A 16,496-nucleotide genomic window follows, 5' to 3' on the forward strand; every position below is an offset into this window, starting at 1 on the left:
AGACGAACGGATGGACTTCTGTGTCGAACGCACCACTCGACCTCATCGCGGCCAACCTCCGGCGGGAGCGCGACCGCAGCGGCATGTCCCTGAGCGAGCTGGCCAAGAAGGCGGGCATCGCGAAGTCGACGCTGTCGCAGCTGGAGTCCGGCGCCGGCAACCCCAGCGTGGAGACCCTGTGGGCGCTCGGCGTCGCGCTGGGCGTGCCGTTCAGCCAGCTCGTCGAACCCGGCGTCCCCCGCGTCCAGGTGATCCGCGCGGGCCAAGGGCCGGTCATCCACTCCGAGCGCGCGCACTACTCCGCGACGCTGCTCGCCGCCTGCCGCCCCGGCACCAAGCACGACCTCTACTGGCTGGCGCTCGAACCGGGCGGCGCCCGCGAGTCGGAGCCGCACGTGCCGGGCAGCGTCGAGCACATGATCGTGGCGACCGGCCGCTGCCTCGCGGGCCTCGCCAGCGACCCGGTCGAGCTCGGGCCGGGCGACTACATCGTGTACCCGGGAGACCTGCCGCACATCTGCAAGGCGCTGGAGCCGGGCACGACGGCCGTGATGGTGATGGAGCACACCGCGTAGCCCGGCAGCGCCGTGGCGGCGCGGTCCGCGAACTACACTCCGCCCCGGAAACCGTCTGGGGGGACACATGTCTGATCCGTTCGCGAGCTTCTCGCCCGAGGAACCCGACCTGGCGCCGGAGCGGCGTTCGGCCAGGATCGCCCGCGCCGCACTGGTCGCCGGTGCCGCGCTCGTCGTCGTGCTGGGCGTCGCCTTCTACTACGTGGCAACGAAACCGGCACCCGAGACCCAAGCCGCGCCGACGAGCACGACGCCGTGGACGCCGCCGCAGGACGTGAACGAGCCGCGCCTCGGCGACTGTGCGCGGGTGGCGGGCGGCATGCTCGACTCGACCTACACGCCGGTCGACTGCGCGGCGGGCGTCCACAACTACGTGGTCGGCAGCCTGCAGCGCCAGGGCGAGGACTGCGGTGCGGCGAGCGGCTCGAAGAAGGACAACTACGCGCGGTACCGCTACAGCGGCCGGCTGGGCGTGTGCCTCGTGCCGGTGTTCGCCGACGGCCGGTGCTACGAGTTCTTCACGCTCAAGACCGACCTGGCGGCGGTCGAGTGCACCGGGGTGGGCTTGCGGGTGAGGGTGCTGGCGAACACCGCCGACGGGGCCGCGTGCGGGACGGACGTCCGGCAGGCGCTGGTCTACCCGGAGACCAGGACGACCTACTGCTTCTCCCGGCCCACTTAACCATATAGCAGACAGGGGCCCTTGCCACAAGCCCCCGTTCATCCCTCAAACTCATCGCGCTAAGCCACAACCAGGCGCTTGGGGAACACGTGTCAAACCAGGGGTACGAAGCAGAACTGCAGTCCGAGCGCGCCTACGTTGCTGATCTGTACGCACGGCTGGATGCCGACCGTGCGCGCGTGAAGGGGGCGTTCACCAGCGCGTTGCGCGGCACCGGCGGCACGGTCATGGAGCGCGACCAGGAGGTGCGCGCCCGGCACAAGGAGATGAAGCGGCTGGAGGTGGCCGACGACGGCCTGTGCTTCGGGCGGCTCGACAGCCTCGACGGCGAGGTGTCCTACATCGGCCGCATCGGCATCTTCGACGAGGAGAGCGACTTCGAGCCGGTGCTGCTGGACTGGCGGGCGCCGTCCGCGCGGCCGTTCTACACGGCCACGGGCGCGAACTCCGAGGGCATGCGGCGGCGGCGCCAGTTCCACACGAACCGGCGCGCGCTGGTCGGCTTCACCGACGAGGTCTTCGGCCGGCCCGACGCCGGCGAGCGCGGGGACGCGGCACTGCTGGCGGCGGTCAACGCGCCGCGCGGCGAGGGCATGCGCGACATCGTGGCGACGATCCAGGCCGAGCAGGACGCGATCATCCGGCTCGAGCACCCCGGTGTGCTGGTGATCGAGGGCGGGCCCGGCACCGGCAAGACGGTCGTGGCGCTGCACCGCGTCGCGTACCTGCTCTACACGCAGCGGGAGCGGATGGAACGCCACGGCGTGCTCGTCGTGGGCCCGAACCCGGCGTTCCTCACCCACATCGGGCGGGTGCTGCCGTCGCTGGGCGAGTCCGACGTGGTGTTCATGACCACCGGCGACTTCGTGCCCGGCCTGAAGGTCACCGCGGAGGACCCGGCGGACGCCGCGCGGCTCAAGGGGTCGCTGAAGATGCTCGACGTGCTCGCGGCCGCGATCGCCGGCCGCCAGCGCCTGCCGGAGGAGCCGATCCCCGTCGGCCTGAAGGACGTCACCGTCCACATCAACGCCGAGACCGCCGAGTGGGCCCGCCAGGAGGCCCGCGACACCGGGCTGCCGCACAACGAGGCGCGCGCGACGTTCGTGGAGATCGTCACCTACGTGCTGACCGAGCGCGCGATCGCCCGCATCGGCAAGGGCTGGCTGTCGCGCGAGGACAAGCAGGGCTGGGAGGACATGCGGTCCGGCCTGCTGAAGGACCTGGCGGAGGACGACCGGTTCCTGGCCGCGGTGGACGAGCTGTGGCCGGTGCTGACGCCGCAGTCCCTGCTGTCGTCGCTGCTGTCCTCACCCGACCTGCTGGCCGCGGCCGGCGGCGACCCGGCGCTGCTGCGCGCCGACGGTGCCGCGTGGACGGTCTCGGACGTGCCGCTGCTCGACGAGCTGCACGACCTGCTGGGCCGCGACAAGATCACCGAGATGACCCGCGAGCGGGCGGCGCTGGAGGAGCGCAAGGCCGAGACCGCCTACGCCGAGGCCGTGCTGGACAGCATGACCAACCGCCAGGACCACATGGACGACGAGGACCACCTCTTCGCCACCGACCTGCTGCGGGCGGAGGACCTGGCCGTCCGGTTCGTGGAGCACGACACCCGCACCCTCGCCGAACGCGCCACCGCCGACCGCGACTGGACCTACCGCCACGTCGTCGTCGACGAGGCGCAGGAACTGTCCGAGATGGACTGGCGGGTGCTGATGCGGCGCTGCCCCGGCCGGTCGTTCACCGTCGTCGGTGACCTGGCCCAGCGCCGCACCGCCGCCGGTGCCGTGACGTGGGGCGACATGCTCGACCCGTACGTGAAGGACCGCTGGGTCTACCGCTCGCTGACGGTCAACTACCGCACCCCGGCCGAGATCATGGCCGTCGCCGCCCGCGTGCTCGCCGAGTTCGCACCCGCCGTGCAGGCCCCGGAGTCGGTGCGCGCCAACGGTGTCCAGCCGTGGGCCCGCCAGGTGAGCACCGCGGAGCTGCCGGCGGCGATCGAGGAGTTCGTCGCGGCGGAGGCGGCCCTGGAGGGCACGAGCGTCGTGATCGGCCCGCCCGGCGTGCCCGGCACGGTGCCCGCCGCGGAGACGAAGGGCCTGGAGTTCGACTCGGTGCTCGTGGTGGAGCCGGAGCGGATCCTCGCGGACGGCCCGCGCGGGGCGGCGGAGCTGTACGTGGCGCTGACCCGTGCCACGCAACGGCTCGGCGTGCTGCACCACGGCCCGTTGCCGGAGGTGTTGAGCTCGTTGCGGCCGGTGGGCTGACGGACGCGAGGAGGGGCCGCACCCGGAGTGGGTGCGGCCCCTCGGCGTTCCTCGCGGGACCGGTTACCAGCCGCGCTCGGCCAGGCGGTGCGGCTCCGGGACGTCCTCGACGTTGATGCCGACCATGGCCTCGCCCAGGCCGCGCGAGACCTTCGCGATGACGTCGGGGTCGTCGTGGAAGGTGGTGGCCTTCACGATGGCCTCGGCGCGCTGGGCCGGGTTGCCGGACTTGAAGATGCCGGAGCCGACGAACACGCCCTCGGCGCCGAGCTGCATCATCATCGCGGCGTCGGCCGGGGTCGCGATGCCGCCGGCGGTGAACAGCACCACGGGCAGCTTGCCGTTCTGCGCGACCTCCTTCACGAGCTCGTACGGCGCCTGGAGCTCCTTGGCGGCCACGTACAGCTCGTCCTCCGGCAGGTTCTGCAGGCGGCGGATCTCCTGGCGGATCTTGCGCATGTGCGTGGTGGCGTTCGAGACGTCGCCCGTGCCGGCCTCGCCCTTGGAGCGGATCATCGCCGCGCCCTCGGTGATGCGGCGCAGCGCCTCGCCCAGGTTCGTCGCACCGCACACGAAGGGGACGGTGAACGCCCACTTGTCGATGTGGTTGGCGTAGTCGGCCGGCGTGAGCACCTCGGACTCGTCGATGTAGTCGACACCGAGCGACGCGAGCACCTGCGCCTCGACGAAGTGGCCGATGCGGGCCTTGGCCATCACCGGGATCGAGACGGCGTTGATGATGCCGTCGATCAGGTCGGGGTCGCTCATCCTGGCCACGCCGCCCTGCGCGCGGATGTCCGCGGGCACGCGTTCGAGCGCCATGACGGCGACGGCGCCGGCGTCCTCCGCGATCTTCGCCTGGGTGGCGTCGACCACGTCCATGATGACGCCGCCCTTGAGCATCTCGGCCATGCCGCGCTTGACGCGGGCAGTGCCCGTGACCTGGTCAGTGCTCACCCTGGGGACCCTTTCACGAGGGGAAGTCGGTCCCCAGAGGCTACGTCCGACGTGGCCCCCTGACCCAAGCCACTGGAGCCACGAAACAGAAGGCCACTTTCCGGTCAACCGCAGGTGGTGACGCTGCTCACTCCACCGCCGCTGTGAACTGTCTTCGCGCACCGGGCGGCACCCGGTCGGGTTTCCGGGCTTGTGACCACCGGTGAACGGGTGTGAGATCGGACACTACGACTTGACGGAGGTCGCCATGGGAAGCAAGGGCTCCGACAACACCACCTCGGCAGGCGCGGTCGCTGTGGACGACCCGGCCAAGGTCCGCAACGTCGTGCTCGTCGGCCCGTCCGGCTCTGGCAAGACGACGCTCACCGAGGCCCTGCTCGCCGCCACCGGCGTGGTCAGCCGCGCGGGATCGGTCACGGAGGGGACGACGGTCTGCGACCACGACCCGGCGGCGGTGCGGCAACAGCGGTCGGTCGGCCTCGCGGTGGCACCGGTCCGGCACGGGGACATCAAGATCAACCTGATCGACACCCCCGGCTACGTCGACTTCGTGGGGGAGCTCAGGGCAGGACTGCGGGCCGCGGACGCGGCCCTTTTCGTCGTCAACGCCTTCGAGGGCGTGGACGCGGCAACGGTGGCGTTGTGGGAAGAGTGTGCGTCGGTGGGCATGCCGCGTGCGGTCGTCGTCACGCGCACGGACCACCATCGCGCCGATCTCACCACCGAGGTGCTCGCGTGCCAGGCGGCGTTCGGCGCGGGCGTGGTGCCGTTGTACGTGCAGGAGGGCGACCGGCTCGTCGGGCTCCTGACCCAGGGCGGCGACTACCCGGAGGAACGGGCCGCGCTGATCGAGGGGATCATCGCCGAGAGCGAGGACGAGACCCTCATGGACCGGTACCTGGCCGGGGAGGACATCGACCAGGACACGCTGATCGCCGACCTGGAGACCGCCGTCTCGCGCGGGTCGTTCCACCCCGTGATGCCCGTGTGCGCCGCGACCGGCCTGGGCCTGACCGAGCTGCTCGACGGCATCGCGCGGGCGTTCCCGTCACCGCTGGAGCACGCGGTGCCCGACGTGACCTCCGTCGACGGCATCCCGCAGCCCCGCATGGCCGCCGACCCGGACGGGCCACTCGTCGCCGAGGTGGTCCGCACCGCCGTGGACTCCTACGTCGGCCGCGTGTCGCTGGTCCGCGTCTTCTCGGGCACGCTGCGACCCGAACGGCCGGTGCACGTCTCCGGGCACGGCATGGCCGACCGCGGGCACGAGGACCACGACACCGACGAACGCGTCGCGCACATCTACTCGCCGCTGGGGTCGAACCTGCGCGAGGTGCCGTACTGCGTGGCGGGTGACATGTGCGCGTTGACCAAGCTGACCACCGCCGAGACCGGTGACACCGTGTCCGCGCCCGAGCAGCCGCTGCTCATGGCGCCGTGGGACATGCCGGAACCGTTGCTGCCCGTTGCCGTCGTGCCGCGCACCCGCAGCGACGAGGACAACCTGGCGCGCAACCTCAACCGCCTCGTCGCCGGCGACCCCACGCTGCGGCTGGACCGCAACGCCGAGACGCACCAGCTGGTGCTGTGGTGCATGGGCGAGGCGCACGCGGACGTCGTGCTGGCACGGCTGCGGGCGGGCGGCGCGGAGATCGACACCGAGCCGGTGCGCGTGCCGCTGCGGGAGACCTTCGCGGGACCGGCGAAGGGCCACGGCCGGCACGTCAAGCAGTCCGGGGGCCACGGCCAGTACGCGGTGTGCGACATCGTCGTCGAGCCGCTGCCGCGCGGCTCCGGCTTCGAGTTCGTCGACAAGATCATCGGCGGCGCGGTCCCCCACCAGTTCATCCCCTCCGTCGAGAAGGGCGTGCGCGCGCAGCTGGAGAAGGGCCTGCACGACGGCACGCCGGTGGTGGACGTCCGGGTGACCCTCGTCGACGGCAAGGCGCACTCGGTCGACTCGTCGGACGCGGCGTTCCAGACCGCCGGCGCGCTGGCGTTGAAGGAGGCCGCCGCCACCGGGCGCACGCAGCTGCTCGAACCGATGGACGAGCTCGCGATCCGCTTGCCCGACGAACACCTCGGCACGGTGCTGGGCGACCTGTCCGGGCGGCGCGGGCGGGTGCTCGGCACCGAGGCGGGCGAAGGTGGCCGCACGGTGATCCGCGCGGAGGTGCCGTCGAGCGAGCTGCTGCGCTACGCCGTCGAGCTGCGCGCGCTGACCTCGGGCACCGGCACGTTCACCCGCCGGTTCTGCCGCTACGACCCGGTCCCGGAGGCGCTGGCGGCGCGCACGAGCCGGTAGGCCCGGTCGATCCGCGTGTCCGACGCGCGGATCGGGCACGCGGCGGAGGCGGGCCGTCTGCACGAGACCCGCCTCCGCCGACGCCGCCGCGTCCCGCGGCTTCCCGCCGGGCTAGGTGTTCTGCGGGAACCCGAGGTTGACCCCGCCGTGCGACGGGTCCAGCCAGCGCGAGGTGACCACCTTGGAGCGGGTGAAGAAGTGCACGCCGTGCGGTCCGTAGGCGTGCGCGTCCCCGAACAGCGACTCCTTCCAGCCGCCGAAGGAGTAGTAGGCGACCGGCACGGGGATCGGCACGTTCACGCCGACCATGCCGACCTCCACCTCGTTCTGGAACCGGCGCGCGGCGCCACCGTCGTTGGTGAAGATGGCGGTGCCGTTGCCGTACCGGTTGGCGTTCACCAGCTCCAGCGCCTCCTCGTAGGTCGAGGTGCGCACGACGGACAGCACCGGGCCGAAGATCTCGTCGGTGTAGACCGACATGTCCGTGCCGACGTGGTCGAACAGGGTCGGGCCGAGCCAGAAACCGCTCGCGTCGCCGTCGATCGGGTGGTCGCGGCCGTCGACCGCGAGCACCGCGCCCGCCTCGACCCCGGCGTCCAGGTAGGACGTCACCTTGTCCCGGTGGGCGCCGGTGACCAGCGGTCCCATCTCGCACGACGGCCCGGAGCCGACCTGGACGTCGGCGATCCTGGACTTGATCTTCTCGACCAGCTCGTCGCCGACCGGGCCGACCGCCACGACCACCGAGACGGCCATGCAGCGCTCCCCCGCCGAGCCGAAGCCCGCCGAGACCGCGGCGTCGGCGGCCAGGTCGAGGTCGGCGTCGGGCAGCACCACCATGTGGTTCTTGGCCCCGCCCAGCGCCTGCACCCGCTTGCCGTGCGCGGTGCCGGTCTCGTAGACGTACTTCGCGATCGGCGTGGAGCCGACGAACGAGATCGCCCTGACCACCGGGTGTTCCAGCAGCCGATCAACGGCCACCTTGTCGCCGTGCACGACGTTCAGCACGCCGTCGGGCAACCCCGCCTCGGCGAACAGCTCGGCGATGAACACCGAGGCACTCGGGTCCTTTTCGGACGGTTTGAGCACCACCGTGTTGCCGCAAGCGATTGCGGTGGGCACGAACCACAGCGGCACCATCGCGGGGAAGTTGAACGGCGAGATCACGCCGACCACGCCCACCGGCTGCTGGATCGAGTAGACGTCGACCTTCGTGGAGGCGTTCTCGCTGAAACCGCCCCGCAGCAACGTGGGGATGCCGCACGCGTACTCGACGGACTCCAGGGCGCGCTGGACCTCGCCGCCCGCGTCGGACACCACCTTGCCGTGCTCGGAGCTGACGAGCACGGCCAGTTCGCCCTTGCGCGCGTTGAGCAGCTCGCGGAACTTGAACATCACCGTCGAACGCTGCGCCAGCGACGCGTTGCGCCACTGCGCAAACGCTTTCGCGGCGGTGTCGGCCGCTGTGTCCACTTCGGACACCGACGCGAACGCGACCTGGTTCGCCACCTTGCCGGTGGCCGGGTCGTAGACGTCGCCGGTGCGCTCCGGCGTCTCGGCCCAGCTCTTGCCGCCGATCCAGTGCCTGATCATCCCGGGCCCGGTCATGCGCGCGCCACCGCCTGCGCGAGGATGCCCAGCGCCTCGTCCAGCTCGTCCTCGGTGAGGGTCATCGGCGGGGCGAGGCGGATGACGTTGCCGTAGAGGCCGCCCTTGCCGACGAGCAGGCCCAGCGCCCTGGTCTCGTTCAGCACGGTCGTGGCCGCACCGGGGTTGGGCTCGCCCTCGGGACCGACCAGCTCGACGCCGACCATCAGGCCCTTGCCGCGCACGTCGCCGATCACCGGGTGCCGCTCCGCGAGCTCGCGCAGGCCGCCGATCAGCCGGGAGCCGAGCTTGGCCGCGTTGGCCTGCAGGTCGTGGTCGAGCAGGTAGTTCAGCGTCGCCAGCGCGCCGGCGGTGGAGACCGGGTTGCCGCCGAAGGTGGAGATCGAGTTGGCGGTGATGGTGTCCATCAGGTCGCCGCGGGCGACCACGCCGCCGATCGCGAGGCCGTTGCCGAGACCCTTGGCGAACGTCATCGCGTCCGGCACGACGTCGTGCGCCTGGATGCCCCAGAAGTGCTCGCCGGTGCGGCCCCAGCCGGTCTGCACCTCGTCGGAGACGAAGAGGATCCCGTACTCGTCCAGCACGTCCTTGAACGCGCGGAACAGGCCGTCGGGCGGGGAGGTGAACCCGCCGACGCCCTGGATCGGCTCGGCGATCATGCACGCGACGTCACCGGACGTGGTGGTCTCGATGACCTCGCGCAGGTCGTCGACGCAGGCCTTGACGTAGTCGGCGTCGGACAGCGACCTGAACGGGCTGCGGTAGCGGTAGCCGCCGTGCACCCAGCTGACCTTGATCGGCGACAGCGCGGAGGCCGACCAGCCGCGGTTGCCGGTGATCGCGGTCGTGGCGAACGCGCGGCCGTGGTAGCTGTTGCGCAGCGCCAGGACCTGCTCGCTGCGGCGGGCCTGCGTGGCGAGCATGAGCGCCGTCTCGTTGGCCTCGGTGCCGGAGTTCGTGAAGAACACCTTGGCGTCCGGGATGCCGCTCAGCTCCGCGACCTTCTCCGCCAGCTCGACCTGCGACCTGATCAGGTAGAGCGTGGAGCTGTGCAGCACGCCGGTGTCGAGCTGTGAGCGGATCGCGTCGCTGATCTCGGCCACGTCGTAGCCGATGGCGTTGGTCAGGATGCCCGCGAAGAAGTCGAGGTAGGTCGTGCCCTCGCTGTCGGTCACCCGCCGCCCGTCGGCGCTCGCGATCTCGATGGGCTCGTCGTAGTAGAGGGCCAGCCACTTCGGCATCACCGCGCGGTGTCGTGCCAGCAGCTCCTTGTGGGCCATCACGTCCTCCAGGGGTCTCCACCTGCTCGCGAGTCTGCTGGGGTGACGGGTCCGCCGCCATGCACAACCTGTACCCGGATCGGCTGGTTGGCATTACGTTGTGTCCATGTACCCGACGGTCGCCGAAGTCGTCGCCCTCCCGGTGATCCGGCAGGGAAAGCCGCGCCTGGTGGCCGGGTCGGCGGGGTTGTCGCGGCGGGTCCGCTGGGTGCACGTGGCGGAGATCGCGGACATCGCGCCGTTGCTGCGCGGCGGTGAGCTGGTGCTGACGACCGGCGTGATGCTGCCCGACTCGGGCCTCGCCCGCTACGTCGGGGAGCTGGCCGCGGTGGGGTGCGCGGGCCTGGTCGTGGAGCTGGGGCGGCGGTGGCGCGACGACGTGCCCGCCGCCCTGGTCACCGCGGCGGAGCAGCACGGGTTGCCGCTGGTCACCCTCGCCGCCGAGACGCGGTACGTGGCCGTGACGGAGGCGGTGGTGGCGTTGATCGTGGACGCCCAGCTGGCCGAGCTGCGGGCCGCGGAGCAGGTGCACGAGACGTTCACGGCGCTGACGGTCGCGGGTGCCGAGCCGTCCGAGGTGCTGCGCGAGGTGGCGCGCACGTCGGGGCTCGCGGTCGTGCTGGAGACGCTCGGCCACGACGTGCTGGCCTACGACGCGGCCGGGCACGACCCGGTGCTGCTGCTGGACGACTGGGCTGCGCGCTCGCGCGCGGTGGCGGTGGCCGAGCGGACGGCCTACCACGCGGCCTCCGGCTGGCTCGTGACGATCGTCGGCGCGCGCGGCGCGGACTGGGGCCGGCTGGTGCTGGTGTCACCGGAACCGCCGCCGCACCGGCACGTCGTGGTGGCCGAGCGGGCGGCGTCCGCGCTGGCCGTGCACCGCCTGGTGGCACGCGACCGGGAGTCGCTGGAACGCCAGACGCACCGGACGTTGCTGGCGCAGCTGCTGGGCCAGTCCCCCGCCGCACCCGACCTGGGCGCGCGGGCGGCGGCGCTGGGGGTGCCGCTGGAACGCCGGCAGCTGATCGGCGTGGCGGTCCGGCCGGTGTCCGGCGGGCACGGGCAAACGCTTGCGACGCAGGAGGTCCTGCGCGACCTCGCCGAGGCCACGGCGCTGGCGGGGCGGCGGGTGACGGTCGCGGCACTGGTCGGCGTCGTGGACGACACGTCCGTGCGGGCCCTGCTGTCGGTGCCCGTGACCGTCGGGGTGGAAGGTGTGCTGCGCAAGGTCGCACGCGAGGTCCACCGGACGGCGGCGGGCGCGGTGGTGATCGCCGTGGGCACGACCGTGTCGTCCACAGCGGACGTTCGCCGCTCGCTGGGCGAGGCAGCACACGTGGCCGGTGCGGCGTTGCGTGCGCCGGGAACCCAGCTGTACCACCGGCTGGACGACGTGCGGTTGCGCGGTCTGCTGCACCTGCTGCGCGAGGACGAACGGGTGCGCGCGTTCGCGGACCGCGAGCTGGGCCCGTTGCTCGCCCGCGACGCGGCGCAGGGCTCACGGCTGGTGGAGCTGCTGCGGTGCCTGTGCGAGAACGGCGGCAACAAGTCGGCGGCCGCCGCGGCGGCCCACCTCTCCCGCACCGCCTACTACCAGCAGCTGGCCCGGATCGAACAGGTGCTCGGGGTCTCGCTGGAGGACCCGGAGTCGGTGCTGTCGCTCCACGTGGCGCTGCTGGTGCACGAAACGGGCCCGTGACGACTCCGGCACGGGCCCGTCCGCTTCGGGCGCTGCTCAGCCGTTGATCGTCGGCAGGATGCCGGACAGCACGGTGTTGGTGGGCAGGTCCGACAGCTGCGGGGTCTGCAGGCCGCCGAACTGCGAACCGGCGAGCAGCGTCTCCGCGCTCGGGGTGCCGGGCAGCGAACCCAGCTCGGGCGCGACCGGGTTCGCGGCGCTGCGCTCCCGCGGAAGGGCCAGCGTCGCCGTCTTCTCGCCCACCGGCGCGCTCACGGTCGGCAGCTTGACGGCCTTGTCCACCTCGAGGATGTCGACGTGCCGCTTGGCGTCGGAGATCAGCTGGTCCGCGCCGACGTCGGGCACACCACCGTCGAGCACGGGGGCCTCGGCCGCGTTGGCCGTACCCGCGAGCAGCGGGGCCGCACCGGCGGCGAGGAGGGCGGCGGCACGGAGGAGTCCGGAACGAGACACAGTTTTCCTCAATCTGGGTTTGGGGACCGATCTTCGATTTCATCGGCTGTTCCGGTTCGGATGTTTAGGCGCTCGATCGTGTGATCCGGAGGTTGAACCTCACCCCACGGGAGGTCCTACCGTCGTCATGTGACCCGCTGGAGCATCGGTGACCTGGCCAGAGCAAGTGGCCTGACCGTCCGCACCCTTCACCACTACGACGAGATCGCCCTGGTCGTCGCCTCGGAGCGCACGCCGTCCGGTCACCGTCGGTACACACCCGCCGACGTCCGCCGCCTCTATCAGGTGAGATCACTGCGCCAGCTCGGTCTCTCCCTGGAGGAGGTGCGGTCCGCACTGTCCTCTTCGGACTCGCTGCGCCCGCTCTTCGAGGCGCAGCTGGCGGCCCTGACGGCCCGGGCGCGGCAGGTGGAGGCATTGCGCTCGCGGATCGCCGGCCTGCTCACCGAGGACTCACCGGAGTCCCTTCTGTCCACTTTGGAGTTGATGTCCGTGTACGAGAGCTACTTCACCGCAGACCAGCTGTCGGACCTGCGTTCCCGTGCCGCCGAGATGGGCGGCGAGGCCGTGGAGGCGCTGAAGGCCTCGTGGCTCGACCTGGTCTCCCGGCTGCGCGGCCACCTGGCCGACGGCACCCCCGCGACCGACCCCCGCGTCGTCGAGCTGTCCCGGCAGTGGGACGCGCTGGGCGCGCGGTTCACCGGCGACGACCCGGCGGTCAAGGCGGCGGCGCAGCGGTCGTGGGCGGAGAACCGGGCGGCGACCAGCGCGCAGCTCGGGTGGCCCGCGGACGACGGGCTGCTCGACTACCTGGCACAGGCCCGCGCGGCACGCTGAGCAGGTTGCCAGCTGTTGCGCCTTCGCCGCCCCGAGCTCCCGCTCCTGGCTTCGCTGGCGTCTGCAAGTACCCGGTAGAAAGGTGTCATGTCCGCTGACGACGACACCCGCCGCTTGGCCGCCGCCAACCCCACCGGGTGGTTCGAGGACCTGTACGCGGAGGCCGACGCCGGCACGGCCGCCGTCCCCTGGGACAAGAACACCCCGCAACCGCACCTGGTCGAGTGGGCCGACGGCATCGACGGCAGCGGCCGCACCGCGCTGGTCGTGGGCTGCGGCTACGGCCGCGACTCCGAGTACCTGGCCACACTCGGCTTCGACGTGACCGCGTTCGACATCTCCCCCAGTGCCATCGCCACGACCCGCGCGCGGTTTCCGCAGACGAAGGTCTCCTACGAGGTGGCCGACCTGCTCGCCCCGCCGGCCGCGTGGCACCGCGCGTTCGACCTGGTGGTGGAGAACATGACCGTGCAGGCGCTGCCTGTGGCGCTGCACGCTCAGGCCACCGGACGCGTCGCCTCGCTCGTGAGGTCGACGCTGCTGGTGCTGGCCGTGGCGCGGGACGAGGGCCCGGAGCCGGACGGCCCACCGTGGCCGTTGACGCCGGCCGAGGTCGAGGCGTTCGCGACGGACGGGCTGAGCGCGCGGTCGATCCGGCGCGCGGACGGGCGGTGGGTGGCCGAGTTCGCGCGCTGACCTCGTTCGGGGTCGGATGGCACAATGCCGGGATGAACGAACTGCACGGCAACAACCATGGTCAGGCCGTGCAGGCCACCCAGATCGGCACCGTGAACATCGACGCCGTGCACGCGGCCGCCCCGATGACCGCACTCGCCGGCCTGCCCCCGTCCACCGCTGCCTTCGTCGGCCGCTCCGACGAGTTGGCGGTGCTGGCCGCGACCCGGTTCGTCGTCGTGTCCGGGCTCGCGGGAACCGGCAAGACCGAGCTGGTGCTGCGGCACGCCGAGTGCCAGGAGTTCCCCGGCGGGCGGCTGTTCTGGAACTTCCACGGCTACGACAGGTCTCGGCGCACGACGGCGTCCCACGCCCTCGACTCGTTCCTGCGGTCGCTGGGCGTCGCCGACATCCCGCCCGCCGAGGCGGACAAAGCCGCTCTCTTCCGCTCCCTGGTCGCCGCGTGTGACCGCATGCTGATCGTCCTCGACAACGTGCACACCGCCGCTCAGGTCCGGCCGCTCATCGTCGCGGAACACCAGGTCGTCGTGACGAGCCGCCATCGGCTCACCAGCCTGGACGGAGCGGTCCCGCTCGACCTCGGCGTGCTCGACGCCCCGGCCGCGGCAGAGCTCGTCGGTGACCGCGAGCTGGCCACGTTGTGCGGACGCCTCCCGCTCGCCTTGTCGATCATGCGGGCGCTCAAGGCGAGCGATCCGGACAACGACTGGGCCGCTGACTTCCGCTCGGCGCGACTGGGTTTGCTCGTCGACGACGACAGGGACGTCCGGGCCGCGTTCGACCTGTCGTACCAGATGCTTTCACAGCAGCACCAACGGTTCTTCGGCCTGCTCGCCCTGCACCCCGGCGACGAGGTGACCGTCGAAGGAGCCGCCGCGCTCGCCGAGGTCGACCTGATGACGGCGAAGCGCATGCTGCGCGACCTGCGCAACGCGAGCCTCGTGGACCAGCAGAACCGGTTCCACGACCTCATCCGGGACTACGCGCTGCACAGCATCGAAGCCGATCCGGTCGACCTGCGCACCGAAGCCGAAGACCGGCTGGTCCGCCACTTCGGCGAGCGCGCACTCGCCGCTCTGGCCGACGCGGATCCCGACAGCGTGGGGTGGGCAGAAGCGCACGTGAAGGCACTGATCGCGACAGCGGCCATGGCTCACCAGTCCGGCCGCCCCGCGGAATCCCTCGTGCTGGCTTGGGCGCTGGCCGACTTCGCCCGAATCCGATCGGAAGCTCCGGCTTACTTCGTCTCCGCCGCAACCGGATGGGTCGCAGCTGTTCAGCTTGCGCGAAAACGGATTGAAGATGCGAATCTCGCCGACAACGCGGACAAGCTGCTCGGCCGCGAACACGCTATCGCGAGTTTCCTCATCGCGTTCAGCGAGAAAGAGCTCCTCAAGGGTTTCGAGGAAATTCGCGACTTCGCGACTGCGAACCGCGACTCACAGCAAGCCGGCGCAGCTTCCATCGTGCTGGCTTCCACATGGGCGATGTTGGATCGCCCCGATAAAGCTGTACACCACTTTCAGCGCGCGCTGAAGGAATTGGCGGGCAGCCAGTCCGGCCACTCGCTCACCGCGAGCGCTCATCACGGCCTCGCCTCGGCGCTTCACCGCCTTGACCGCAGCGCTGAAGCGATCTTCCACGCCCAGAAGGCCTTGGTGGTCTACGAGGACCTGGAAAACGCACAAAAACAAGATCGACTCCGCAGCATGATCCGCGCAATGGAGGAGACGGGCTGCCGCTAAGTGGCCTTGAACTGGCACCTTATGGCCCGTTGCAGGCGCTTAGCGTGAGTCATGCTCGCTCGTCGGTTCACGGCCCGCCTTCTCGACTGGCTCCTCGTGCTGGTCGTGACCTGGCCGCTGGTGCACGAACCGGTGGCCGTGGTGGCCGTCGCCGCTGTCTACGACGCCGCCCTGCTGCGCCTCAACACCCTCGGCAAGGCCCTGACCGGCCTGCGCGTCGTCGGTCCCGCCACGGGCTTCCGGAACAAGAAGGTGCTGGCCCGCGCGCTGATCACGACGGCGTTGCCGGGTGCGGGGGTCGCGCTCGTCCTGACCGGCCTCGGGTGGCGCGAGCCGGCGTTCATGGCGGGGCTGGGGTGGCAGCAGCCGTGGGTCGTGGCCGGTGAGCACCTCGGCACCGGGCAGGCGGGGTGGCTGGGGCCGCTGGTGCTGGTCAGCGGGGTGACGCTGCTGGCGTTGTCGGCGGTGGAGAGCCTGGACCTGCGGGGCACGCGGACGTGGCACGACAGGAAGGCGGGCACAGCCGTCGTGCGGGTCAGGGCAGTGCACTCCCACCGAGGCGGTCGCCGATGAACCGCAGCGCCTCCGGCAGCACCCGCCGCCAGTAGTGCACGTCGTGCGCGCCGTGCTCGAACGACCCCACCTGCGCCCGCGCCTTGCGCGCCAGGTCCGCGGCCGCGTCGTGGAACGGGTCCTCCTGCCCGCACCAGATGCCGACGGGCGAGTCGATCGACGTGGCGCGCAGCAGCGGCTCGTTCGCCTCCCACGCCTCGCGTGAGGCGAAGCCGTGGATGCGTTCGGCGTCCTGCCAGGTGGGGAAGACGGCCGGGCTGATCGCCGCCACCGCGCGCAACGGCTGCCTGGTCGCGATGCCGAGCACGCCGAAGCCGCCCATCGAGATGCCCAGCGCGGCGTCGAACGGCACCGGTGGCGTCAGGCCGACCCAGTAGTCGTCGGCGCCGTTGAGGACGGCGAGGCGCAGGCGGAGACCGGAGGCGGCGAGGAACTCGGGCAGGCCCACCTGCTCCCACCACCGCACGCTGCCGCCACGGCCGTGCAGCACGAGCACCACCGGACCGTCACCGCCGCCCATCCACGCACCCCACGGCGCCGGTGTCACGGAAACCGGCGCCACCTCGGGCACCACGCCGTCGGGGCCGGTCCAGCCCAGCAGGCGGCGGCCGCGCGGAGTCAGGGCACCGGCCACTCCGGCGGCTCCGAGCGCGCCGGCTCCCCCGAGTAGCAGCGCGCGGCGCGAGATCCCCATGGGACGAGTCTTCCACGCAACGCACACAATGTGCGCCGATCATGCGAAGCGTGGACACTCTGACACTGCCACGCATACAGCGGTGGACCCAGGATTCCGGGATGGAACCGACCGCGTTCGCG

At 71.6% G+C, this 16,496-nt stretch carries 14 protein-coding genes; 9 read left to right on the forward strand and 5 right to left on the reverse strand.

What is annotated here, in order from left to right:
• Positions 1-20 precede the first annotated feature (20 nt).
• The 3 genes from ACZ7CH_RS19645 (at position 21) to helR (ending at position 3,527) form a co-directional block, all read left to right on the forward strand.
• Positions 21-575, forward strand: coding sequence for a helix-turn-helix domain-containing protein (locus ACZ7CH_RS19645; RefSeq protein ID WP_360391546.1), 555 nt, complete (start codon positions 21-23; stop codon positions 573-575).
• 67 nt (positions 576-642) lie between these two features.
• The gene (locus ACZ7CH_RS19650) at positions 643-1,257 is read left to right on the forward strand and encodes a hypothetical protein (protein WP_470374487.1); all 615 of its coding nucleotides are present in this window, start codon (positions 643-645) and stop codon (positions 1,255-1,257) included.
• An 89-nt stretch (positions 1,258-1,346) separates the two neighbouring features.
• Positions 1,347-3,527 (forward strand): RNA polymerase recycling motor ATPase HelR, encoded by a 2,181-nt coding sequence (gene helR / locus ACZ7CH_RS19655; RefSeq protein ID WP_470374488.1) that lies wholly within the window; start codon positions 1,347-1,349, stop codon positions 3,525-3,527.
• A gap of 63 nt (positions 3,528-3,590) precedes the next feature.
• Here helR and pdxS read toward each other — a convergent pair whose 3' ends face one another.
• Positions 3,591-4,484, reverse strand: a complete 894-nt coding sequence (gene pdxS, locus ACZ7CH_RS19660) for a pyridoxal 5'-phosphate synthase lyase subunit PdxS (RefSeq protein WP_179953702.1) — start codon at positions 4,482-4,484, stop codon at positions 3,591-3,593.
• A 247-nt stretch (positions 4,485-4,731) separates the two neighbouring features.
• Here pdxS and ACZ7CH_RS19665 point away from each other — a divergent pair, with 247 nt between their 5' ends.
• Positions 4,732-6,789, forward strand: coding sequence for an elongation factor G-like protein EF-G2 (locus ACZ7CH_RS19665; protein ID WP_470374489.1), 2,058 nt, complete (start codon positions 4,732-4,734; stop codon positions 6,787-6,789).
• Positions 6,790-6,900: 111 nt separating this feature from the next.
• Here the strand turns inward: ACZ7CH_RS19665 and ACZ7CH_RS19670 are convergent, their stop codons facing one another.
• Both ACZ7CH_RS19670 and ACZ7CH_RS19675 read right to left on the reverse strand, forming a co-directional pair.
• Positions 6,901-8,397, reverse strand: coding sequence for a CoA-acylating methylmalonate-semialdehyde dehydrogenase (locus ACZ7CH_RS19670; protein WP_470374490.1), 1,497 nt, complete (start codon positions 8,395-8,397; stop codon positions 6,901-6,903).
• Positions 8,394-9,677 (reverse strand): aspartate aminotransferase family protein, encoded by a 1,284-nt coding sequence (locus tag ACZ7CH_RS19675; protein ID WP_360391563.1) that lies wholly within the window; start codon positions 9,675-9,677, stop codon positions 8,394-8,396. Before ACZ7CH_RS19675 ends, ACZ7CH_RS19670 begins: the two co-directional genes overlap by 4 nt.
• Before the next feature lie 106 nt (positions 9,678-9,783).
• On the opposite strand from ACZ7CH_RS19675, the gene ACZ7CH_RS19680 reads away from it, so the two are divergent.
• On the forward strand, positions 9,784-11,376 hold the full coding sequence (locus ACZ7CH_RS19680; protein WP_470374491.1) for a PucR family transcriptional regulator: 1,593 nt from the start codon (positions 9,784-9,786) through the stop codon (positions 11,374-11,376).
• Between the two features lie 36 nt (positions 11,377-11,412).
• Here the strand turns inward: ACZ7CH_RS19680 and ACZ7CH_RS19685 are convergent, their stop codons facing one another.
• On the reverse strand, positions 11,413-11,829 hold the full coding sequence (locus ACZ7CH_RS19685) for a hypothetical protein (RefSeq protein WP_360391569.1): 417 nt from the start codon (positions 11,827-11,829) through the stop codon (positions 11,413-11,415).
• A gap of 129 nt (positions 11,830-11,958) precedes the next feature.
• Between ACZ7CH_RS19685 and ACZ7CH_RS19690 the strand changes: the two genes are divergently transcribed.
• The 4 genes from ACZ7CH_RS19690 to ACZ7CH_RS19705 all read left to right on the forward strand — a co-directional run bounded on the left by ACZ7CH_RS19690 (position 11,959) and on the right by ACZ7CH_RS19705 (position 15,680).
• On the forward strand, positions 11,959-12,666 hold the full coding sequence (locus ACZ7CH_RS19690; protein WP_470374492.1) for a MerR family transcriptional regulator: 708 nt from the start codon (positions 11,959-11,961) through the stop codon (positions 12,664-12,666).
• An 87-nt stretch (positions 12,667-12,753) separates the two neighbouring features.
• Positions 12,754-13,362: a class I SAM-dependent methyltransferase gene (locus ACZ7CH_RS19695; protein WP_470374493.1), complete on the forward strand. Its 609-nt coding sequence runs from the start codon at positions 12,754-12,756 to the stop codon at positions 13,360-13,362.
• A 32-nt stretch (positions 13,363-13,394) separates the two neighbouring features.
• Positions 13,395-15,107: a hypothetical protein gene (locus ACZ7CH_RS19700; RefSeq protein WP_470374494.1), complete on the forward strand. Its 1,713-nt coding sequence runs from the start codon at positions 13,395-13,397 to the stop codon at positions 15,105-15,107.
• Positions 15,108-15,158: 51 nt separating this feature from the next.
• A complete protein-coding gene (locus ACZ7CH_RS19705; RefSeq protein ID WP_470374495.1) occupies positions 15,159-15,680 on the forward strand; it encodes a hypothetical protein in 522 nt (173 codons plus the stop codon).
• Here the strand turns inward: ACZ7CH_RS19705 and ACZ7CH_RS19710 are convergent.
• Entirely contained in the window at positions 15,643-16,374 is a 732-nt protein-coding gene (locus ACZ7CH_RS19710) for an alpha/beta hydrolase-fold protein (RefSeq protein ID WP_458431169.1), read from the reverse strand. The two genes, ACZ7CH_RS19705 and ACZ7CH_RS19710, sit on opposite strands and share 38 nt — an antisense overlap.
• Positions 16,375-16,496: the final 122 nt, after the last annotated feature.

Source organism: Lentzea sp. NPDC037011 (genome assembly GCF_055607425.1).